The sequence below is a fragment of the Mesorhizobium sp. CAU 1741 genome, from assembly GCF_039839275.1.
Classification (GTDB): domain Bacteria; phylum Pseudomonadota; class Alphaproteobacteria; order Rhizobiales; family Rhizobiaceae; genus Aerobium.
Window position 1 is genome coordinate 103,583 of sequence record NZ_JBDOQP010000003.1, and the last position, 20,083, is coordinate 123,665.

The following is a 20,083-nucleotide window of genomic DNA, read 5'->3' on the forward strand; positions in this document are numbered from 1 at the left end:
TTGCCGGAAATCTCTCGGACGATCTCTACTGCGCGGCCAGCACCGCGCGGCCGGGCTGCAATGCCGCAGCCTGCGCCAGCAGGTCCCGAAGGCGCGACAGGCCCGCATGCGTGGACGCCGCCCGATCGATCCTCGCGATCTCCGCTTTTGCGGCGCACGCCACATCCGTTCCCCGCGGCAGGCTGATCAGCCACGCCATGAACACGTCTTCAGGCTTCAGCGCCGCGATCGAACGCCGTTCGCGCAGTCCCGCGCTTTGGCCCGTGCTCGCCGTCTGCGTGCTCATGCTTCGATCTCGAGCGGGCTCAGCGGCTTCGAGCAGCAGGCGAGGATAAACCCTTCGTCGATCTCGTCGTCGAGGATGCCGCCATTGTGGCTCATCTCGACCTTGCCGGAGAGCTTCTTAACCTTGCACGTCCCGCACAGGCCGAATTCGCACGCCGCCGGAATGCGAACGCCGCTGGCACGCGCCGTTTGCAGCACTGTTTGGCCGGGCAGACAGTCACCCGCGACGTCGGAAAGGGAAAAGCACACCGGCAGCGCATCGGCGGGTATCTCGATGTCGAGTTCGCCCAGCGGTGCGGGCACCGCCTCGGCCGGCGGCGCCCCGAAACTCTCCTGGTGATATTGCGCCATGTCGAAACCGGAAGCCGCCAGCATCTCCCGCACGGCGCGCATGAACGGCTCGGGACCGCAACAAAACACCTCCCGCTCGCGGAAATCGGGCGCCATCAATGGCAGGCGCACGGCGTCTATGCGGCCGATGTGTCCGGACCAGCTCTCGCGGCTCGACCGCTCCTCGATCAGGAAGCCGAGCGATAGGCCCGGCATGCGGCTACCGAGGAGTTCGAGTTCCTTGCGGAAGATGATCTCTTCGGGCCGACGTGCGCAGTTGACGAAGGAGACGTCGGTCCATGGCGCGCAATCGTTCAGCCAGCGCAGCATCGACATCATTGGCGTGACGCCGGAGCCTGCCGAAATGAACAGATACTTGCCGGCCGGATGCTCGTGGACCGAGAAGTCGCCCGCTGGACCGTACGCCTTGATACGCATCCCGGTCTTCAGGTGGTCGAACATCCAGCGCGTGCCGATGCTGCCTGCCTGGGCCTTGACCGTCACCGCGATCGAGAACGGGCGCGACGGCGATGACGACAGCGTATAGGTGCGCATCAGCGGCTCGTTGCCAATAGGCAGTTCCAGCGTCACGAACTGGCCAGGCTTGTAGCGGAACCATGTCTGGGCGTCGGAGCGGAAGGTGAAGGTCTTCACCTCCGGCGCTTCCTCGGTCACGCCGATCACCTCCAGCACCTGCAGGCGGTCGTCCCATGGCACCATCTCGTCAAGATGGCGATAGAGGCCCAGGTCGGTCACGGCATTCATCGCGGCCGCCTCTTACGCGACGCTGCGCAGCGAAGGGCGCTCGCCCTGCGCCAGACGCGGCTCGATGAAATTGGCATACCATTCGACGAACTGGATCACGCCGCCTTCGTGCAGTTCGGAGTACGGTCCCGGCTCGTAGGCGGGCGACTGGATGCCGAAGGCATTTTCCTCGACAATTCTGCGGTCCTGGTCGTTGGTCTCGGTCCAGACATGGGTGAGTTCCGAAAGGTCGTAGTCGACACCTCCGACCGCATTCTTGTGGACCAACCACTTGGTGGTGACCGCCGTTTCCGTCGCGCTGATCGGCAATACCCGGAAGGTGACGGCATGGTCGCCCAGCACATGGTTCCAGGTGGTGGGATAATGATAAAGCAGCAACGCCCCGATCCGGTCCGTTGAAACCGTGTCGGAGAGATCGCGCTTGACCGCGCGCTTGCCCGTCATGGTGTAGCTCACGGCATCGCGCAGCAGCGGCGCGCGGGTCGAACGATACTGGCCGCCCTCGTCGATGCGGAACCTGGACGGCAGGCCCGCCGCCTCGCATTTCGCCCAGTGCTCCAGCATTTCGGGGTCGCTTTCGGCGCCATTGACGCCGGTGACGTTGGGTGCCTCCGGAAAGGTCTTGCACAGCTCGGGATGATTGCCGGCGCAGTGGTAGCACTCGCGGTTGTTTTCCCAGACCAGCTTCCAGTTGCCTTTCTCGATGATCGTCGATTCGAAGGCCACTTTCGCCTCGGTCAGCCTGTGCGGCGCGAAATAGGGCTCCATCAGCGTCCGGAACGGCGCGAAGTCCATCGGTTCGTCGGCGAGGCAGATGAAGACGTAGCCCGCCACGCTCTCGCAGGCGACGGGCTTGAGCGAGAACTGCGACGGGTCGAAGTCGTCTGCCATCTGGCGTGCGAAGAGCAGCTTGCCGTCGAGATCATAGGTCCACTGGTGATAGGGGCAGACGAGCCGCGCCGAGGTGCCCTTGTGTGAGTTGCACACGCGGCTGCCGCGATGCCGGCAGGAATTGTGGAAGGCGCGGATGTTTCCGACGCGATCGCGCACCAGCACGACCGGGTAGCTGCCCACCTGCACCGTCATGAAGCTGCCCGGCTTCGGCAGTTCGCAGTCATGGCCGACGAACAGCCAGTCGCGATACCAGATCAGCTCCATGTCGAGCTTGAAGAAATCGGGATCGGTGTAAAAGGGCTGCTCGAGGGAATAGCCCTCCTTGCGGCTGCGTATCAGCCTCAGCATCTCGTTGCGCGCATCCATGTCCGTCCTCGCATCCGTTCACAAGGACTGAACTGGTGGTGATGGAGGGAGGAATGGCGCCGGCAAGCAAACCCGCAAGGGTCCTCCGGAGCGCTTCCGCCTCTTGACCGCCCACCGCGATCAGTCGGTTTTGTCAGGCCTGTGGCTGGTTTCCGGGCTCCGAAGCCGTCCTTGCGGGACCGTCCCGACACCTTCCCGGACGTTGTCGTCCAGTGGTCTCCCGTCGGGCTTTCAGCTTCGCTACCGTTGCGGGGGCAGCGCCGGATTTAGACCGGCTTCCCAATTCTCCGCTCCTTGAAAGAACGGCACCTCAGGCTGGCTCATCTAACCACGCAGCGGCCGCGTGGAAACACGCGAAAGCGACATTGCACAGACGCAAAGACGACAAGGCTCCCACGGCCGTCTTCCACCGTTCCGTTTCGGCCGGATTCATGCGATAGGTGCTCAAACTTTGACCAATGGGACAAAAGAAGCGTGCCATGACGAGCACCCAGACGAGACAGCCTGCCACCGCGGCAAACGTCCATGCGCTGCCGACGGCAATCGCGCCGGTCCATGGCGATCTGCCACGCAATCCGGGCATGAAGCTCGACCTTGGCTGGCTGGAGGAGATGCGCGCCGTCAACCGCAGCGCGCTGGAGCGCCGAGCCACGACACTGACAAAGCGGCGCTCGATCAAGGCTGACAACCAGGCGGCTTGGCTGCTGCGTTCCATCTCGCTGATGGACCTGACGACGCTCAACAGCAACGACACCGACGAGCGTGTACGCCGGCTTTGCGCCAAGGCGCGCAATCCGCTGCGCTCCGACCTAGTCGATGGACTGGGTCTCGGCGACACCATCATCCGGCCGGCCGCCGTCTGCGTCTATCACCCTTTCGTGGCGACCGCCGTGAAGGCATTGAGCGGCACCGGCATTCACGTTGCGGCCGTCTCGACAGCGTTCCCGCATGGCCTGACACCACTCGAAACCCGCATCGCGGAAATCAAGGCATCCGTCGGCGACGGCGCTGACGAGATCGACGTCGTGATCCCGCGCGGACTGGTTCTTGGCGCAAGATGGGCCGAGCTCTACGACGAGGTGCGGAAGTTCCGCGAGGCATGTGGCGAGGCGCATCTCAAGGTCATTCTGGGCACCGGCGAGCTTTCGACGCTGCGCAATGTCATGCTGGCCTCGATGGTATCGATGATGGCGGGTGCCGACTTCATCAAGACCTCGACCGGCAAGGAAAGCGTCAATGCGACGCTGCCTGTCGGGCTGGTCATGACGCGCGCCATCCGTGCCTACGAGGAGCGGACGGGATTCAAGATCGGCTTCAAGCCCGCCGGAGGCATATCTGCCGCAAAGGCATCGCTCGACTGGCTGGTGATGATGAAAGAGGAACTCGGCCGGCGATGGCTCGAGCCCGACCTCTTCCGCTTCGGCGCGTCGAGCCTGCTCACCGACATCGAGCGCCAGCTCGAGCATCACCTCACAGGCCGCTATTCGGCCGCCCACCGCCACGCAATGGCGTGAATGTCGGGGAGCCTCTCGTGAACATTATCGACCGCTATCACGCCATGGAATACGGACCCGCCCCCGAATCCCGCAGCGAAGCCGATGCGTGGCTCAAGGCCCGCGACTTCTCGGCGTCGCTGTATATCGGCGGCGAATGGAGGAAGGCGGCAGGCGGCAAGACCTTCGTCGTGACAGAGCCTTCGACAGGCAAGACCCTTGCACGCGTCTCGGATGCCGGCGAAGCGGACATCGACGCTGCGGTGGCAGCGGCCTGCAAGGCGCTGCCGAAATGGCAGGCAGCGACCGGATACGAGCGCGCGCGCGTGCTCTATGCCATCGGGCGGGCGATGCAGCGCCATGCGCGCCTGTTCGCCGTGCTGGAATCAATCGACAACGGCAAGCCGATCCGCGAGAGCCGCGACATCGACGTGCCGCTGGCCGTGCGGCACTTCATCCACCATGCCGGTTGGGCACAATCGCTCGCGAAGGAGTTTCCAGGCCATTCCGGCGTCGGTGTCGCCGGCCAGATCATTCCTTGGAATTTTCCGCTGCTGATGCTCGCCTGGAAGATCGCGCCGGCGCTTGCTGCCGGCTGCACGGTGGTGCTGAAGCCGGCTGAATTCACGCCGCTCTCCGCCATTCTTTTCGCCGAAATCTGCGAGCGGGCTGGCGTTCCGAAGGGGGTCGTCAACATTGTCCATGGCGGGCCTGAGGCCGGTGCTGCCATCGTCAACCATCCCGGTATCGACAAGATCGCCTTCACCGGCTCGTCCGAGGTCGGCAAGATCATCCGCAAGGCAACGGCCGGGACGGGCAAGAAACTGTCGCTGGAGCTCGGCGGCAAGTCGGCCTTCATCGTCTTCGAGGATGCCGATCTCGATTCCGCCGTCGAAGGGCTGGTGGACGGCATCTGGTTTAACCAGGGCCAGGTCTGCTGCGCCGGATCGCGGCTGTTGGTGCAGGAAGGCGTCGCCGACGCGTTCCTTGCCAAGGTGCGCGCGCGCATGGAGAAGCTGCGCCTTGGCGACCCGCTCGACAAGAACACCGATATCGGTCCGCTGGTCGACCGCACCCAACTCGAACGCGTGACGGGTCTGGTGGCCGAGGGCGAAAGCCAGGGTGCGACGTGCTGGCGGCCGGCGGGCGAGGTGCCCGCGACGGGCTGGTATCACCTGCCCGTGCTCGCCACCAACGTGGCGCCGGCCAACATCCTGGCGCAGGAAGAGGTGTTCGGCCCGGTGCTGGCCGCGATGACGTTCCGCAACACCGAAGAAGCGGTCGAACTCGCCAACAACACCCGCTACGGGCTCGCGGCCTCGGTGTGGAGCGAAAACGTCAATCTGGCGCTCGACGTCGCGCCAAAGCTCAAGGCCGGCGTCGTCTGGATCAACGGCACCAACATGTTCGACGCCGCTTGCGGCTTCGGCGGCTACCGAGAAAGCGGTTTCGGGCGCGAAGGCGGGCGTGAAGGCATGTTCGAGTATCTGAGCGCAGGCAAGCCGAAAGGCGCCCTGCTCCAGCCGTTCGACGCGCCAGGCGGCGTCTTCGAGCGCGGCGCCGGTGACGACGCGTTCATCGATCGCACCCCGAAACTGTTCATCGGCGGCAAGCAGGTTCGCCCCGACGGCAATTATTCGATGGCGGTCCTCGACAGGAAGGGCAGGCAAGCGGGCGAAGTCGGGCTTGGCAGCCGCAAGGATATCCGCGACGCAGTCTCGGCCGCGCGAGCGGCAAAGGGCTGGGCAACCGCGACCGCCTATAACCGCGCGCAGGTGCTGTACTTTTTCGCCGAGAACCTGGCACTTCGCGCCGACGAATTCACGGCGCGCCTGACGGCGCTGACCGGCGCATCGGCCAAAGCGGCGCGGACGGAAGTGGATTCCTCCATCGAAAGACTGTTCGAGGCGGCCGGCATGGCTGACAAAGTCGAGGGTACGGTCCACAATCCACCTGCCCGCGCGGTCACGCTGGCGCTCAACGAGCCTGTGGGCGTGCTCGGCATCGTGGCGCCCGACGACCAACCGCTGCTCGGCCTGATCGCGCTTCTGGCGCCCGCTCTCGCCATGGGCAACAGCGTCGTCGCCGTCCCCTCTTCGCGCTGGCCGCTGATCGCCACAGACCTCTATCAGGTCATGGAAACCTCCGACATTCCCGCCGGTGCAATCAACATCGTCACAGGACGGACGAGCGAGCTTGCCGGCGTGCTGGCAAAGCACGGCGACGTCGACGGGTTGTGGGTCGTCGCCGACGCCGACACTTGCGCGCAGGCGGAAGCTGAATCGGCCGACAACCTCAAGCGTGTATGGACCTGCGGCGGCCATGCGATCGACTGGAACGGACCGGAGGGCGCCCTCGGCGCCTTCCTGCGCCGCGCCGTCGAGGTCAAGAATGTCTGGGTCCCTTACGGCGATTGACGCATGCCCTTGCCGGAAAGCAGGAAACCGGTCAAAGCTGGCGCATGAGCGAAGTCGATACGATGCTGGACGGATTGCTGGATGATGCGCTGATGCCGCGCGATACGCGGCGATCACTTCCCATCGCGCTCCTGCGGGCCCGCGAGGCGCTGATGGTGCGATTCAGGCCGGTGCTGGCCTCGCACGACGTCACCGAGCAGCAATGGCGCGTCATCCGCATCCTCGCTGAAGAAAGCCCGCTCGACGCTACAGACGTCGCCGTGCGCGCATGCGTGCTGGCGCCGAGCCTCACCCGCATCATCAAGACGCTGGAGGATCGCGGGCTGATCACGCGCGAACGCGATACAGTGGATGCGCGCCGCGTGCTTCTTGCAATCGAGCCGGACGGCCGCGCGCTGATCAGCAAGGTCGCACCGCAAAGCCGCGCGATCTATGCCGAGATCGAAACGCGCTACGGTGCCGAGAAGCTCTCCAGGCTGCTGGACATGCTCGACGAGCTTGCCGCGCTGAAAACCTGACTGCCGCGACGGGGAGGAGACGATCGTGAACGAAGTGGTCCTGCACAACTATTTCCGCTCGTCCACGTCCTACCGCGTGCGCATCGCACTCGAAATGAAGGGTGTCGACTACGCCTATGTTCCGCATCATCTGCGTCATGGCCGACATCGTGAGCCAGGCTATCTGGCCATCAATCCTCAGGGCCTCGTGCCGGCGATGATCTGGAACGACGGCACGATGATCGCGCAGTCGCTGGCGATCATCGAGTTTCTCGACGAAACGATCGCCGAGCCGCCCCTTCTGCCTTCCGATGCCGCGGGACGGGCGCGCGTTCGAATGATGTCGCAGATGATCGCCTGCGACCTTCATCCGGTGAACAACCTCCGGATCCTCAGCGCCTTGCGCAGCCGCTACGGTGCCGACGACGCGGAGGTCGCCGACTGGTTCAGGCATTGGGTCAGAGAAACGTTCGGTCCACTTGAAAAAATGCTGGCTGAAAGCCCCGAAACCGGCACCTTCTGCCATGGGGACCTTCCGGGGATGGCCGACATCTGCCTGGTTGCCCAGGTCGCCAACAATGGCCGGTTCGGTGTCGACATGACCCCCTACCCCACCATCCGCGCCATCCACGACCGCTGCATGGAGATCCCGGCATTCGTGAAGGCCTCACCTTCCAACCAACCCGACACTGAGTAAGCGTACACTTACGCTTGTCCCGCGAGGCAATCGGCGTTGAGGTCGGTGGCATGTGTCAGGCCGCATAGCGCGAGCGTCAGGTCGAATTCCGCGATCAGGTTGCGGATCACCTCCGCCACACCGTCCTCTCCGGCGAGCGCGAGACCGTACACGTAGGGGCGGCCGACGAGAACAGCGCGCGCACCCAGCGCCAGCGCCTTGGCGATGTCGGCGCCAGACCGCACACCCGAATCCAGCAGTACGGGAACGTGGCCTGCCTTGGCCACTACGGCCGGGAGCATGTCCAGCGTCGCCGCTTCTCCATCAACCTGCCTGCCGCCATGGTTCGACAGGACCAGCCCGTCGACGCCGTGTTGCACGGCAAGCGCCGCATCGTCGGGATGCCGCAACCCCTTCAACAGGATCGGCAGCCGCGTCATCTCACGCAGACGTGCGATATCCGTCCAGTTCAGGTCAGGCCGGGAATAGGTCGCAGTGAAATGCGCCACCGCCGCGCGCATCTGGCCGAGAGACAGGCCATACTGCCGCCCCTTGCGGCTCAGGCGAAAGGCGGTCTCCACTATGCCCAGGCCCTTGGGCCGGATTCCTGTGTCCGGTGCATTTTGCGGCATCCGCGCGCGAAACACCGGGTCGCTCAGATATTGCGCCAATCCCAGGCCGCGCAGGAACGGCAGGTAGCCCAGATCGAGATCGCGCGGCCGCCAGCCCAGCAGCGTCGTGTCGAGCGTGACGACGATCGCTTCCGCGCCACAGCGCTCGGCTCGAGAAACCAGCGAGCGCACCACATCGTCGTCACTCGACCAGTAGAGCTGGAACCAGCGAGGCACGTCACCCATCGCTGCGGCACACTCCTCCATCGCCACCGAAGCCTGGTTGGAAAAGACGTATCCGATGCCTTCCGATTTCGCTGCCCGCGCAACGGCGAGATCGGCCTTCGAATGGACCATTTCCAGCACGCCCACTGGCGCCAGCAGGAACGGCGCGCGGTGCCGACGGCCGATCAGCTCCACCGACAGGTCGCGCCGCGAGACATCGCGCAGCACGCGCGGCACGAACTGGCGCTTCTCGAAGGCGTCGCGGTTGGCGCGCATCGTCGCCTCGCTGCCGGCACCGCCGATGATGTAGGCGGCCGCGCGCCGGCTCATCGCCGACGCGGCCCTTTCCTCCAGAAGGCGTGGAGTGGTCGGGACGCGTGGTCGCGCGCCTCCTGCGCCGGTGACATAGACCTGCATCTGGCGCATCCGCCCCGGCTGCGTCGGGGCCTGCGGCTCGCTGGTCTCGGTCATGGCTCGTCCTCCCCCTCGCCTCAGTGAAAGATCAGCCGCTCGCCGACATGCAGCGCCAGCCCGGCAATGCCGCCGATGAGCATGCCGTTGAAGCGGATATATTGCAGGTCCCGGCCGATATTGAGCTCGATGAGGTTGGTAAGCTGGAGCATGTCCCAGCCCCGAACCTGGTCGGCGATGAAGGTCGAGACGCCGCTTTTCTGGTTCTCGACGAAGGACGCCAGGGCGACGACGAAACCCTGGTTCATCTCCGCGCGGATGCGTGGGTCGGCGGCGAGTTGCCGGCCCACTTCCGCGAACATCTCTGCAAGATGCCGGCGCACGGCCGACTCGTCGCTTGCGAGGTCCTGTTCGATGAAACTGCGCAGGCTCTTCCAGAAGTCGCCTGCCAGCCCGCTCAGTTCCGGACGCGCCAGAAGGTCGCGCTTCAGCCTCTCCGCGCGCGCGGCATGCTCGGGCGACGTGCGCAGGTCCTGGATGAACCCTTCGACGAAGCGGTCGAATTCACGCCGCAACGCGTGTTCCGGGTCCGCTTCCACGTCGGAAATCAACGTTGCCGCCGACGCGACGATCTTCTTCAGCAGATACGCATCGGCACGGAACAGATTGGCGAGGCTGGGCAATTCCTGCCGGATCTTGTCGCGCAGCGCATCTTGCGCCTCCTCATCCGTGAGGAACCCGCCGAACACGTGCAGGATCTGGTCGAACAGTCGCTGGTGGCGACGGTCGGCGGTGAAGGTGCTGAGCATGTCCGCGGCAAACGGTGCGACCTGCACCTTTTCGAGCTGCTCGGTGATGCGTTTCGACACGAAGTCGCGCAGTCCTGAGCCCTCAACCGCCGATAACGCCTGCGGCGCCAGCCGGCCCACAAAACGGGAAAGCTCGGCCGACCGCGCGCTGTCGGAAAGCCAATCGGCCACAAGCTGCGCGAAATCTACCTGCTCCAGCTTCTTGCGCACGGGACCGGGCGCGAGAAAATTCACCTCGATGAACCGTCCGAGATTGTCGGCAATGCGGTCCTTGTTTTCAGGGATGATCGCGGTATGGGGGATCGGCAGGCCGAGCGGCCGTTTGAACAGCGCCACGACGGCATACCAGTCGGCGAGTCCGCCGATCGCAGCCGCTTCGGCGAATGCGGCAAGGTAGGCGAAGGCCGGATAGCTGTCCTGAAGCGCACGGGCGCCGAGAAAGACCGCGACGCACAGCACCAGCGCGCCGGTGGCGATCGCCTTGGTGCGGCGGAGTGCTGCGAGCTTGGCTGCATCGTCCGGCCCCGTAATCTGTGTCGCCGCCATCGCCTGCCCCTCGCTCTGCCGAATGCCTGGATTCGGTCAATGTGGGACGTTGCGCGCCATTCGTCACGTGCGGCGCTGCGATAATGGACAGAAAATCAGAATGCGCCGGCGCCGGGAGAGACGAAATCGCCAGCGCCGGGCCGCGATGGCAGTGGCGGGAGCGGCGACAGTCCGATAACGCCGACGGTTTCGCCGTCCTCAAATCGCAGAGAAGCATTGAACCGCCGGGCAAGGCGCTTCATGGCGCTGTTCTGCGGATGGGTGGTCACCCGCAAGCGTTCATAGCCAAAGGCCCGCGCGCTTTCGATCAACCGGGCGAAAAGCAGCGCACCCAACCCACGGTGCTGAAGTTCACGCTCGACGCTGAAGGCGATCTCGCCGGTCGGCTCGCGTTCTTCGGGCCGCTCATGCAGTTCGGCGGCTCCCAGTACCAAGCCGTTGTCGACATAGCCAATGACGATTGTTCCGTCGTGAAAGCAGCGATCGGCATAAGCGGCGACGAACGAATCGTTCGATGGGCCGTTGAAGCGGTCGCGTCTGCTCTCGGCATCCAGACGCAAGAGATGCGCCTTGAACTGCGGCAGTTCGGAACGTCTCAGGAGCCGGATCGTCCCCGAAAGCGGGGCGGCGGCGCGGGCTGCGGGCATTTGCATTGCGCGATCCTCGTGGGTCCTCCCCGAGTCATCGCAACTCGACCGCCCCGTATATTGTGCACTGCAGCATGAAATGCAAGAGGCTGCTGCGCCAGTGTGACAATCAAAGTTGAAAGATTGAGTCCAGTTTAGTTGATTCCACTCTGGAATTGTTCTAAGCTATGCACCATATTCAAGGAAACTTGGCTCCCCCGACTCGCGAAGGGCTTATCCATGCGGCTCACCCGCCAGACCAATTACGCAATTCGCATTCTGATGTATTGCGCGGCCAACGAAGGCCGGCTCAGCCGGATTCCCGAGATCGCTGCGGCTTACTCGGTTTCCGAACTCTTTCTCTTCAAGATCCTGCAGCCGCTAGTCGAGCACAAGCTGGTCGAGACGGTGCGTGGCCGCAATGGCGGTGTGCGCCTTGCTCGGCCGCCGGTCGAAATCACGCTGTTCGATGTCGTGCGCGTTACCGAAGAGAACTTCGCCATGGCGGAATGCTTCGAGAATGACGCAACCGAATGCCCCTTGGTGGATTCCTGCGCGCTCAACGAAGCGTTGCGGAAGGCGCTCGGAGCATTCTTCGAGGTGCTGGCCAGCTATACGATCGAGGACTTGGCGAAGGCCCGCTTTTCGTTGCGCGATCGCCTCGGCATCAGCGACCTGCCCCGGCTCGCGGCAGCCGGCGGCGCGTAGTCGGCGTTAGCGCTTGCCGCGCTTCGCCTCGTCGATCAGCATGTTGGCGATCTGCATGCGCATAGCGGCCCGGGCCCGGAACTCTTCAGGCACGCGATCAGGATGGTAGCGCATCGCGAAGCTGCGGCGCGCTTTGTCCAGTTCCTCTGGCTTGCTCTTCGCCTTGATGCCCAGCTCGCGTGAAATCGTATCAGGGTCGAGGAAGAACAAGTCCTCAAGAGCAGGCTGCAGTTCGCCTGGCATCTCGACGGATGGCTTCTGAGCCCGAGCAGCCTGTTCCTCCGCATGGCTTCCGTATTCGCGCATCACGCGGTCAGGAAACAGGGCGACGTTTTCAGCCTGCAGCCGTTCGATCTGAGCGAGCATGTCCACCTGCAGCGACGGCGCCGGTCCCGCGCTTTCGCGCTCTTCCGCCTGGCGAGTGGCCTCCATCAGCTCATCGAGCAGCGAGGTGAAGTCGAGATCCGCATTTCCGCCCACTGATGCCTCCTGTCACAGGCGATTGCGCTTTTCTCGACACTAAGCCGCATTAAGTTAAAAAGGTTCCCTCGAACTGCAGTGGATTTTCCCGGATCGAGGTTTTGCAAGGCCGGCATGACGGTCTCCGGCACGCAGCCGAGCGCATGGCAGTCATGCAGATGCTGCACTGCACAACGAGACGAATCCTGCTATCTTGCGTCCTATCGGGAGGACTTCTAATCGGAGTCTGGTCATGGCCTTTTTCACTGAATTCTTCGCCCGCCCGCGTCCCAGCGACGTGGAACGCTTCCGCAACGCGCTCGCGATGCTTGAATCGATGAGCCCCGCGGACCGTGCCGATATCGGTATCCGACCGGCGGATTTCCCGCGTGTGGCGCGCGAAATGGCGCGGCGCAAGTCCCCCTGAAGTTATCGCACGCTGTTCATCCAGTTGAGCGTGTCGCGCCAATCCGTCATGCGGATCGGCGTGCCGTGGCTTCCCGTCTCAAACCGCACGAAGCGCACCGGATAGTCGGGCGCCTTGGCGAGGATCGAGCGGAAAAAGCGTTCCTGTTGGGCGACGGGGAAAACCGTGTCGTCGCTGCCATGGCCGAAGAACACCGGTACGCGGCCGGCAAAGGCGCGGCTGGAGAGAAAGCCTTCGTCCCAGTGCGATCCCAGCAGCATCAGGCCACCAAGGCGCGGCGCGACATCCGGGTCGTCGGCCAGACGCCAGCAGATGCCGCCGCCCATCGATCCGCAGGCGACATAGATCGGTGCGCGCGGCGAAGACGTCGCGTAGAAGGAGATGAGGCTGGCGACCTGCCGGGCCCCGGTATCGCCGAAATCCGAGAAGTCGGTCGTCAGGTACAGCCCGCCATTGCGGTACGCCAGGTTCTTTATCCGGTTGAAATTGCCGCCGAACGTATAGTCGTTCATCCCCTGCTTGCGGTTGCCGCCCTGCCCGTAGAGATAGATCACGATGAAACGGGCATTCTGAAGCGTCCCGACAGCGATATGCGGGACGCGCGCCACCTCGGTCGCCACCAAGAGGTCTTGCTGGCTGCGGCGTGGGGCCAGGTCGATATAGGCACGCTTCACCCGCCGTTCGGGCACTTCATCGCGTTCGTTGATGTCGCGCTGCGAGCGATAGTCGACCGTGACGCGGCGCCCGCCATCATCCAGGCCAAGCACGGCGGGATAGGCGAAGAGCTGATCCTTGAACGGGGCAAGCATCTCGGCTCGGGCCAGACCGGGCAGGCACAGGGCCAGCAGCAGGATGATCGAAAGTGGCGCGAGGCGATGCAGTCCGGCGGGAATCGACATCCGCACATCCTACCCGAACGGATGGCTGCCATACCATAGCGCTCTCTTCACTCCGCCAGCACGCCGCCTGCCCGCGCCATCGCCTCCGGCGTATCCACGTCGAGGCTGGCCGCCGGGCCGATCTCGACGTCGATCACCTCCATGTCGCTGCCCTCGACGATGTGGCGCGCGCCGGTGTCGCCCGACAACCGCGAGACCGCGTCGAAAAGAGCCCGCGGCAGGATGACGGGGTTGCCGCGCTTTCCCGCATGCGTGGCGCGCACGATTGCGTTGCCTCGCGCCCCGATGAAGGCCTGGATCAGGGCGTCGATGTCGCGGGCGGTGACTCCGGGCATGTCGCCGAGCACGATCAGCGCACCGGCGGCATCGGGGGGGAGCGCAGCGACGCCTGCCTTCAGCGATGATGCGAGACCGCTGACATAGTCGGCATTGGCAACGATCCTGGCGCTCGCGTCGCCGAGAGCGGCTTCGATGCGTTCGCCCTGGTGCCCGACGACGGCCACCACGGCGCGCGTCTTCGACGCGGCGAGCGTGTCGGCCATGCGTCGCACCAGCGGCTTGCCGTCGAACTCAGCCAGCAGCTTGTTCGGCCCTCCCATGCGCTGTCCGCGGCCTGCGGCCAACAGCACGGCGTCGACGGCCACCGCACGCCGTGGTCTGGGCTCGCGCGGTTGCGGCCGCGTCTCGATCTCCATCAGCAGTCCGCCGACACCCATCGCAGCGATTTCCCGGTCGCCGATGTCGAGGCCTGCCAGCATCCGCTCGATGACCCAGTCGAAGCCGTTGAGCTTGGGGCTTCTCGCGCAGCCCGGCGCGCCGATCACGTCGGCATTGCCGACCCGCCCGATCACCAGGAGATTTCCGGGATCAACCGGCATGCCAACGCGGATCAAGCTGCCGCCCGCAAGGCCGATCGCCGCGGGAATCACATCCCGCGCATCCGAGACCGCCGATGCGCCGAAGACGATGACCATGTCGTTGTCACGCGCCAGGTCGGCGACCGCCTGCGCGACCTCGGCCGCTTGGTGGGCCGTGCGCATCTCGCTCGTGATCATGCTGCCGCAGCGTTCCAGGCGTTGCGCCGTCAGCCGGGCGGTCTTGTCGAGCACGCTCGGCTTTATCGACGGCAGCACGGTTTGCACCAGGCCGACTCTTCGAGCGCAAAAGGGATGGACGGCAAGCACGCTGCTGGCCGACGCGATGTCCGCTGCGCGCTGTACAAGCGCACCATCGACGCCGAACGGGATGATCTTGACGGTCGCAAGCATTTGCCCGGCATCGATGCGCGCAAACTCAGCCAGCGTGGCGAGCGTGATCGCCGGATCGATCCCGTTGATCGCATCGACGGCTGCGCGATTCACCGTGAGCACGCCGGCAGCCGCCGCATGCAGGTTGACACGCCCGGTCGCCGCCGGCCGCACCTCGATGCCGGCCGCCGCGAGTGCCGCCGCTAGCCGCTCTGCAGCCGCATCTTCGTCCTGGTCACCTGCGTCGAGGCTTGCGACGACGACCTCGGCTATGCCGGCTGCGGCCATGTCTGCGATGTCTTCGTGTGAAAGGACCGTCGCCTTGCGCCATGTCCGCCCCTGGACCGAAACGGCGTGGGCGAGAATCGCCCCTTGCGCGGCCTCCAGCGGAACAGTGCCGAATTTCATGCCTGCGTGCCCGCCATTCCACGCGTGCGCAGGGCCTCGATGATTTGCGCCAGCGTCGCCACCGCGATCTCGGCGGGGCTGGATGCGGAAATGTCGAGGCCGATCGGCGCGCGGATTCGTGCCAGGTCCTGATCGCTCACGCCGTTTGCCGACAGGCGCTCCAGCCGTTTGCCATGCGTCTTGCGGCTGCCGAGCGCACCGACATAGAAGCAGCCCGCCTCGAGGGCCGCCTGAAGCGGAAAATCGTCGATCTTGGGATCGTGGGTGACGGCGGCAAGCGCGGTGAACGCGTCCAGCGGCCTTGCGCCGAGCACGTCCTGCGGCCATTCGGCATGCAGCGGAATGTCCGGAAATCGCTCCGGCGTTGCGAATGCGGTGCGCGGATCGATGATCTCGACGTCGAACCCGGCGATCCGCGCCATCGGCGCCAGCGCCTGGCTGATATGCACGGCTCCAATGACGACGATGCGCGGCGGCGGAAGGTGGACGTTCAAGAACAGCGAGCGGCCATCCGCTTCAATGGCCTGCGAGCGCCCGGTGCGGAACGCCTTGGCGACCGCCTCTCCAAGCGCGCTGTCGATCGCCTCGCCCTCGCGTACGACCCTGTCCGTGCCCGCGCTCAGGTCGGTGACGAGCATCACCGCGCGCCTTGCCCGGCGATCTTCGTTCAAGTGCTCAAGCGATCGCGGGTCCATCTGCGCTCAGCCCAGCCGCTCGACATAGACCTTTATGCGCCCGCCGCAAGAAAGCCCGACCTGCCACGCGGTCTCGTCGGCGACGCCGAATTCCAGCATCCGCGATGCACCGGCATCGATGACGTCCACCGCCTCGGCGACCACGGCGCCTTCCACACACCCGCCGGAGACCGAACCCTCGAAATTGCCCTGGGAATCGATGACGAGGTGGCTGCCGACAGGTCGCGGCGCAGAGCCCCACGTCTCCACGACCGTGGCGATCGCCACGGCCCGTCCCTGTCGCATCCAGTCCTGGGCGACGGTCAGCGGGTCGATGGTGTGTTCATGCGATGGTGTCTCGGTCATGGCCTGCCTTCCACGGTGAATATGGTCATGCGGCGGCGGGGTTGCCAAGACCCATCCATTTGCGCGGGTCGGACCCCGTCGACCGTGCCGCCGAAAGCGATGCGACGAGGTCGGCCAATGCCGACAGCGTATGCACCGGTCGAAATTCATCGACATGCGGCAGCATTGCACGCACGCCGCGCGCCCGCGCCTCGAATCCGTCGAACCGCAGCAGCGGATTGAGCCAGATCAGGCGGCGGCAGGATTTTCTCAGCCGTTCCATCTCCTTGGCGAGCGTGGCGACATCATCGCGCTCGAGCCCGTCGGTGATCAACAGCACGACTGCGCCCTGGCCCAGCACACGGCGGGACCACAGCCGATTGAACTCGTGCAGGGTCTCGCCGATGCGCGTTCCGCCCGACCAGTCGCGGACAGCGGCAGCGCATTCGGCCAGCGCTTCGTCGGGGTCGCGGCGGCGCATCTGGCGCGTCAGGTTGGTCAGCCGCGTGCCAAAGACGAAAGTGTGCACCCTGCCCCGGCTTTCCGAAAGCGCGTGCAGGAAATGCAGGAAAATGCGCGTGTACTGGCTCATCGAACCGGAAATGTCGGCAAGCACCACCAGCGGGGGGTGCACCTGACGAACAGAACGAAAGCGCGGCAGGATCAGGTCGCCGCCGGTTCGAAGCGCCGTGCGCATCATGGCGCGCGGATCCACCCGTGCGCCATGCGGGTTGGCGCGGTAGCGCCGCGTCGCCACCAGGTCTTGTGGCAGCCGAAGCTGGGCGATCGCTTTCCTGGCGTCCGCCATCTCCGCCGCATTCATCTGCGCAAAGTCCTTTTCGCGCAGCACCTCGCTCCCGGAGACGGTAAAGCGGGCGTCGACTTCGATTTCCGGTATCTCGCGCGGCGGCTGGTTCTTCCGGTGGCCCTCGAAGAGCGCATCCGCAACCCGCGTCTCGGCCGCGCGGTTCTTGCGTTTCTCGCGGGTTTCCGGCGCGACCGGCGAAAACATCGCGATCATCTTCTCGATCAGCTCGCGCGACTTCCAGAACAGCCGGAACGCCTCGTCGAAGGTCGCGTGGTCCTCGCGACGCTTCACCAGCACGGCATGGAGCGTCCAGTAGAAATCGTCTCGGCCGCCCAGGCCCGCCGCCAATACTGCTTCGATCGAGTCCTTCACCGATGCCGGCCCGACCCGCATACCCGCCTTGCGCAGCGCGCGAGCGAAATAGACGATATTGTCCGCGATCCTGCCGTCGGGATCTGCCCCGCGCTGTGTCGGTTCGCCGGTCATAGCCTATTCGGCGGCCGTGAGCCCGGCCTTGACCTCATCGAGGATGCGCCGGCCTTCGCCCTGCCCGATGCGGGCGATGTCGTCCTGGTACTTCAGCAATACGCCGATCGTGTCCGACACGGTCTCCGGGTCGAGCGCCACCTTGTCGAGCTCCGTCAGTGCGCCGGCCCAGTCGATCGTCTCGGCGACCCCGGGGACCTTGAACAGGTCGATTTCGCGCAGCTTCTGCACGAATGCGACGACTTCCGCAGAAAGCCGCGCATTGGCGCGCGGCACCTTGCGGTGCACGATCTCCAGTTCGCGCGCCGCGTCCGGATAATCGACCCAGTGGTAGAGGCAGCGCCGCTTGAGCGCGTCGTGGATTTCGCGCGTCCTGTTGGTGGTGATCACGACGAGCGGCGGCTCGACCGCCTTGATGGTGCCAAGCTCGGGGACAGTCACTTGCCAGTCGGACAGGATTTCGAGCAGAAATGCCTCGAAAGCCTCGTCGGTCCGGTCGAGTTCGTCGATCAGGAAAACGGGTGCCGCGCCGTGGTCCCCCGTCAGTGCATCGAGGACCGGCCTTCGGATCAGGTATTTTTCGGAAAAGACATTGCGCTCCATTGCCTTGCGGCTCGTCTCGCCGGTTGCCTCCTCCATGCGGATTTCGATCATCTGGGCGGCATAGTTCCACTCATACACCGCCGAGGAAACGTCGAGGCCCTCATAGCATTGCAGCCGGATCAGCCGACGACCCAAAGAGTCGGCCAGAACCTTGGCGATCTCCGTCTTGCCGACCCCTGCCTCACCTTCGAGGAACAGCGGCCGCTGCATGCGCAGGCTCAGGAAGAGCACGGTCGCGAGCGCCCGATCGGCGACATAGTCGGCGCCCGCGAGCAGCGCCACCGTCTCGTCGATCGACTGGGGGACTGGGCGCGGCTTCGTATCGGTCATTTCGATCCTGTGATGTCCTCGAGTGCGCGATAGGCTCGGTGGTGATAGATCAACGGGTCGAGGCTATCGCCGATCCGGATACCTGTCACCTTCCCGAACAGAACTCTGTGGGTGGCGAAGTCCTTCGCCTCCACGATCTGACAATCGAGCGTAGCGAGCGCCCCTGCCAGAACCGGCGCGCCGCTCGTCACCGTCTCCCAGTGACCGAGCGCAAAGCGCTGCTCCTGCGTCAGTCCGGTCAATCCGGAAAACGCATCGGCGAGATCCCTTTGGTCGTGCGCTAGGATGTTGAGTGCGAAGACGCCGTTTTCCGCGAAGCAGTCGTTCTCGGGCTTCGTGCGGTTGAGGCACACCAGGATCGTCGGGGGCTCGTCGGACACCGAACAGGCGGCAATCACCGTCACGCCGCGCCGTCCATGCGGTCCGTCCGTCGTGATGATATGGACCGCTCCCGCGAAGCGACTCATCGCCTCGCGATACAAACGTGGCTCTACAGCATTCTTCTTCAGCACCGCGCTACCCGCATCCCTTGAACAAACCGCATATAGGAAGCGCCGCCGCGACCGGCAAACCGCATTCCTCCTGAGCCGTCTACCCTGTTGCGCCCACCGCTGCCACCCTTTACCAGTTGACGCTCCTTCCACAGATGATGGCCGGACGAAAAGTTCTGATGCGCTTGACCCTTTCCATGCTCAGCCTAGCCGGCGCGATCACGCTGTCCGGCACCGCAGGTGCCGTGGAACCACGCATCGGGGTCGCTGCGCCAACGGAGGAGGCCACAGCGCTTCTCGGCGAGCAGATGCGGCAGGGCGCACGGTTCGCGGCCCAAACCGCAGGAGCCGAGCTGGTCGCCGTCGATGAGCAATGCACGGCCGAAGGCGGCGAAGTCGCCGCGCGCTCCTTTCGCGATGCGGGCGTCAGGGTGGCGGTCGGCTTCCTGTGCACACAATCGCTTGAAGCCGCCTTGCCGATCCTGGCGGAAGCGGAAATCCCGGTCATAACGTCCGGCGTGCGCAGCAACGGCATCACCGACAGGCGGCAGCGCAACGCCTGGCTGGTCTGGCGCGTCGCGCCGCGGGCGGATGCCGAACTGGCCGCCGTCGCCGACATCCTCGTCGATCGCTGGCGCGATGAACTTTTCGCCATCGTCGACGACGGCACCATCCACGGCCGCGAACTGGCGGAGTCATTGCGCCTGGCTGCCGAACTCGCCGGGCTTGAGCCGGTCTTCATCGATACCTATCGACCGCAGGTCGACAACCAGATCGGCCTTGTCGGGCGTTTGCGGCGGGCCGGCGCCACCCATGTCTTCGTTGGCGGAGATCGCGACGACATCGCCATCATGGCGCGCGATGCGGCCGGCCTCGACTACAACCTGACCATCGCCGGGCCGGAATCCTTGCGCGCCGCCGGCGACGTTCCGCTGGCCGCGGGCGTGCTGATGATCGCTATTCCCGAATGGGCCGACGGCGCCGACGACGACGCCCTGGCGCGCTTCAGGAATGCGGGGATTATCCCCGAGGGCTACGTCGTGCCCACGCATGCCGCCACCGAGATCGCGATCCAGGCATCGCGCATGGCTGACGAGCAGGGTGTTCCGGTCGCAGACGTTCTTGCCGGGACGACGTTCGACACCCTGCTTGGCGATATCGCCTTCGACGAGGACGGCGACCTTGCCGGCAACCCGTTCCGCCTTCTGCGCTATGACGGCCAGCGTTTTATTCCCATCGAGTAGCCT

21 protein-coding genes and 1 riboswitch are annotated in these 20,083 nt (G+C 64.9%); of the genes, 7 read left to right on the forward strand and 14 right to left on the reverse strand.

Annotated features, from left to right (window positions below; genetic code table 11):
- Positions 1 to 25: 25 nt before the first annotated feature.
- The 3 genes from AAFN84_RS14170 to AAFN84_RS14180 are packed head-to-tail and all read right to left on the reverse strand — an operon-like array spanning position 26 to position 2,640.
- On the reverse strand, positions 26 to 286 hold the full coding sequence (locus AAFN84_RS14170; protein WP_347515254.1) for a hypothetical protein: 261 nt from the start codon (positions 284 to 286) through the stop codon (positions 26 to 28).
- Entirely contained in the window at positions 283 to 1,380 is a 1,098-nt protein-coding gene (locus AAFN84_RS14175; protein ID WP_347515255.1) for a hybrid-cluster NAD(P)-dependent oxidoreductase, read from the reverse strand. The genes AAFN84_RS14170 and AAFN84_RS14175 overlap by 4 nt, the downstream gene beginning before the upstream one ends.
- Positions 1,381 to 1,392: 12 nt before the next feature.
- Entirely contained in the window at positions 1,393 to 2,640 is a 1,248-nt protein-coding gene (locus AAFN84_RS14180; protein ID WP_347515256.1) for an aromatic ring-hydroxylating dioxygenase subunit alpha, read from the reverse strand.
- 125 nt (positions 2,641 to 2,765) lie between these two features.
- A riboswitch (cobalamin riboswitch) is annotated at positions 2,766 to 2,968 on the reverse strand.
- 253 nt (positions 2,969 to 3,221) lie between these two features.
- Here AAFN84_RS14180 and deoC point away from each other — a divergent pair.
- Genes deoC through maiA form a run of 4 tightly spaced genes read left to right on the forward strand, consistent with a single transcriptional unit; the run spans position 3,222 to position 7,744 of the window.
- Positions 3,222 to 4,154: a deoxyribose-phosphate aldolase gene (gene deoC / locus AAFN84_RS14185; protein ID WP_347515708.1), complete on the forward strand. Its 933-nt coding sequence runs from the start codon at positions 3,222 to 3,224 to the stop codon at positions 4,152 to 4,154.
- A 17-nt stretch (positions 4,155 to 4,171) separates the two neighbouring features.
- Positions 4,172 to 6,550 (forward strand): aldehyde dehydrogenase family protein, encoded by a 2,379-nt coding sequence (locus tag AAFN84_RS14190; protein WP_347515257.1) that lies wholly within the window; start codon positions 4,172 to 4,174, stop codon positions 6,548 to 6,550.
- 44 nt (positions 6,551 to 6,594) lie between these two features.
- A complete protein-coding gene (gene hpaR / locus AAFN84_RS14195) occupies positions 6,595 to 7,068 on the forward strand; it encodes a homoprotocatechuate degradation operon regulator HpaR (protein ID WP_347515258.1) in 474 nt (157 codons plus the stop codon).
- A 25-nt stretch (positions 7,069 to 7,093) separates the two neighbouring features.
- Complete coding sequence (maiA, locus tag AAFN84_RS14200; RefSeq protein WP_347515259.1) at positions 7,094 to 7,744, forward strand: maleylacetoacetate isomerase; 651 nt, start codon at positions 7,094 to 7,096, stop codon at positions 7,742 to 7,744.
- A gap of 8 nt (positions 7,745 to 7,752) precedes the next feature.
- Here the strand turns inward: maiA and AAFN84_RS14205 are convergent, their stop codons facing one another.
- The 3 genes from AAFN84_RS14205 to AAFN84_RS14215 form a co-directional block, all read right to left on the reverse strand.
- Complete coding sequence (locus AAFN84_RS14205) at positions 7,753 to 9,030, reverse strand: alpha-hydroxy-acid oxidizing protein (protein ID WP_347515260.1); 1,278 nt, start codon at positions 9,028 to 9,030, stop codon at positions 7,753 to 7,755.
- A gap of 20 nt (positions 9,031 to 9,050) precedes the next feature.
- Positions 9,051 to 10,325, reverse strand: a complete 1,275-nt coding sequence (locus AAFN84_RS14210; protein WP_347515261.1) for a DUF445 family protein — start codon at positions 10,323 to 10,325, stop codon at positions 9,051 to 9,053.
- 95 nt (positions 10,326 to 10,420) lie between these two features.
- Entirely contained in the window at positions 10,421 to 10,978 is a 558-nt protein-coding gene (locus AAFN84_RS14215) for a GNAT family N-acetyltransferase (RefSeq protein ID WP_347515262.1), read from the reverse strand.
- A 213-nt stretch (positions 10,979 to 11,191) separates the two neighbouring features.
- Here AAFN84_RS14215 and rirA point away from each other — a divergent pair, with 213 nt between their 5' ends.
- Positions 11,192 to 11,659 carry an iron-responsive transcriptional regulator RirA gene (gene rirA / locus AAFN84_RS14220; protein WP_347515263.1) on the forward strand — a complete coding sequence of 156 codons (468 nt, stop codon included), beginning with the start codon at positions 11,192 to 11,194 and terminating at the stop codon, positions 11,657 to 11,659.
- 6 nt (positions 11,660 to 11,665) lie between these two features.
- Here the strand turns inward: rirA and AAFN84_RS14225 are convergent, their stop codons facing one another.
- Positions 11,666 to 12,139, reverse strand: a complete 474-nt coding sequence (locus AAFN84_RS14225) for a hypothetical protein (RefSeq protein WP_347515264.1) — start codon at positions 12,137 to 12,139, stop codon at positions 11,666 to 11,668.
- 232 nt (positions 12,140 to 12,371) lie between these two features.
- On the opposite strand from AAFN84_RS14225, the gene AAFN84_RS14230 reads away from it, so the two are divergent.
- Complete coding sequence (locus tag AAFN84_RS14230) at positions 12,372 to 12,545, forward strand: hypothetical protein (protein WP_347515265.1); 174 nt, start codon at positions 12,372 to 12,374, stop codon at positions 12,543 to 12,545.
- A gap of 2 nt (positions 12,546 to 12,547) precedes the next feature.
- On the opposite strand, the gene AAFN84_RS14235 is transcribed toward AAFN84_RS14230, so the two are convergent.
- The 7 genes from AAFN84_RS14235 to AAFN84_RS14265 all read right to left on the reverse strand — a co-directional run bounded on the left by AAFN84_RS14235 (position 12,548) and on the right by AAFN84_RS14265 (position 18,857).
- The gene (locus AAFN84_RS14235) at positions 12,548 to 13,354 is read right to left on the reverse strand and encodes an alpha/beta hydrolase (protein ID WP_347515709.1); all 807 of its coding nucleotides are present in this window, start codon (positions 13,352 to 13,354) and stop codon (positions 12,548 to 12,550) included.
- A gap of 137 nt (positions 13,355 to 13,491) precedes the next feature.
- Positions 13,492 to 15,099, reverse strand: a complete 1,608-nt coding sequence (locus tag AAFN84_RS14240) for a molybdopterin-binding/glycosyltransferase family 2 protein (RefSeq protein WP_347515266.1) — start codon at positions 15,097 to 15,099, stop codon at positions 13,492 to 13,494.
- A complete protein-coding gene (locus tag AAFN84_RS14245) occupies positions 15,096 to 15,794 on the reverse strand; it encodes an XdhC family protein (protein ID WP_347515267.1) in 699 nt (232 codons plus the stop codon). Before AAFN84_RS14245 ends, AAFN84_RS14240 begins: the two co-directional genes overlap by 4 nt.
- A 6-nt stretch (positions 15,795 to 15,800) precedes the next feature.
- Positions 15,801 to 16,139: an XdhC family protein gene (locus AAFN84_RS14250; protein WP_347515268.1), complete on the reverse strand. Its 339-nt coding sequence runs from the start codon at positions 16,137 to 16,139 to the stop codon at positions 15,801 to 15,803.
- 25 nt (positions 16,140 to 16,164) lie between these two features.
- Positions 16,165 to 17,412, reverse strand: coding sequence for a VWA domain-containing protein (locus AAFN84_RS14255; protein ID WP_347515269.1), 1,248 nt, complete (start codon positions 17,410 to 17,412; stop codon positions 16,165 to 16,167).
- Positions 17,413 to 17,415: 3 nt separating this feature from the next.
- Positions 17,416 to 18,345 (reverse strand): MoxR family ATPase, encoded by a 930-nt coding sequence (locus AAFN84_RS14260; RefSeq protein ID WP_347515270.1) that lies wholly within the window; start codon positions 18,343 to 18,345, stop codon positions 17,416 to 17,418.
- Positions 18,342 to 18,857 carry a flavin reductase gene (locus AAFN84_RS14265; protein WP_347515271.1) on the reverse strand — a complete coding sequence of 172 codons (516 nt, stop codon included), beginning with the start codon at positions 18,855 to 18,857 and terminating at the stop codon, positions 18,342 to 18,344. The genes AAFN84_RS14260 and AAFN84_RS14265 overlap by 4 nt, the downstream gene beginning before the upstream one ends.
- 158 nt (positions 18,858 to 19,015) lie before the next feature.
- Between AAFN84_RS14265 and AAFN84_RS14270 the strand changes: the two genes are divergently transcribed.
- A complete protein-coding gene (locus tag AAFN84_RS14270; RefSeq protein ID WP_347515272.1) occupies positions 19,016 to 20,080 on the forward strand; it encodes a branched-chain amino acid ABC transporter substrate-binding protein in 1,065 nt (354 codons plus the stop codon).
- Positions 20,081 to 20,083 lie beyond the last annotated feature (3 nt).

Bases quoted from the DNA above. Each gene is read 5' to 3' on its own strand.
- AAFN84_RS14215 (WP_347515262.1), bottom strand. From the start codon at position 10,978: ATGCAAATGCCCGCAGCCCGCGCCGCCGCCCCGCTTTCGGGGACGATC.
- AAFN84_RS14270 (WP_347515272.1), top strand. From the start codon at position 19,016: ATGCGCTTGACCCTTTCCATGCTCAGCCTAGCCGGCGCGATCACGCTG.
- rirA (WP_347515263.1), top strand. From the start codon at position 11,192: ATGCGGCTCACCCGCCAGACCAATTACGCAATTCGCATTCTGATGTAT.
- AAFN84_RS14245 (WP_347515267.1), bottom strand. From the start codon at position 15,794: ATGGACCCGCGATCGCTTGAGCACTTGAACGAAGATCGCCGGGCAAGG.
- hpaR (WP_347515258.1), top strand. From the start codon at position 6,595: ATGAGCGAAGTCGATACGATGCTGGACGGATTGCTGGATGATGCGCTG.
- AAFN84_RS14210 (WP_347515261.1), bottom strand. From the start codon at position 10,325: ATGGCGGCGACACAGATTACGGGGCCGGACGATGCAGCCAAGCTCGCA.
- AAFN84_RS14240 (WP_347515266.1), bottom strand. From the start codon at position 15,099: ATGAAATTCGGCACTGTTCCGCTGGAGGCCGCGCAAGGGGCGATTCTC.
- AAFN84_RS14180 (WP_347515256.1), bottom strand. From the start codon at position 2,640: ATGGATGCGCGCAACGAGATGCTGAGGCTGATACGCAGCCGCAAGGAG.
- AAFN84_RS14250 (WP_347515268.1), bottom strand. From the start codon at position 16,139: ATGACCGAGACACCATCGCATGAACACACCATCGACCCGCTGACCGTC.
- AAFN84_RS14230 (WP_347515265.1), top strand. From the start codon at position 12,372: ATGGCCTTTTTCACTGAATTCTTCGCCCGCCCGCGTCCCAGCGACGTG.
- AAFN84_RS14170 (WP_347515254.1), bottom strand. From the start codon at position 286: ATGAGCACGCAGACGGCGAGCACGGGCCAAAGCGCGGGACTGCGCGAA.
- AAFN84_RS14205 (WP_347515260.1), bottom strand. From the start codon at position 9,030: ATGACCGAGACCAGCGAGCCGCAGGCCCCGACGCAGCCGGGGCGGATG.
- AAFN84_RS14235 (WP_347515709.1), bottom strand. From the start codon at position 13,354: ATGCTTGCCCCGTTCAAGGATCAGCTCTTCGCCTATCCCGCCGTGCTT.
- deoC (WP_347515708.1), top strand. From the start codon at position 3,222: ATGAAGCTCGACCTTGGCTGGCTGGAGGAGATGCGCGCCGTCAACCGC.
- AAFN84_RS14255 (WP_347515269.1), bottom strand. From the start codon at position 17,412: ATGACCGGCGAACCGACACAGCGCGGGGCAGATCCCGACGGCAGGATC.
- AAFN84_RS14260 (WP_347515270.1), bottom strand. From the start codon at position 18,345: ATGACCGATACGAAGCCGCGCCCAGTCCCCCAGTCGATCGACGAGACG.
- AAFN84_RS14175 (WP_347515255.1), bottom strand. From the start codon at position 1,380: ATGAATGCCGTGACCGACCTGGGCCTCTATCGCCATCTTGACGAGATG.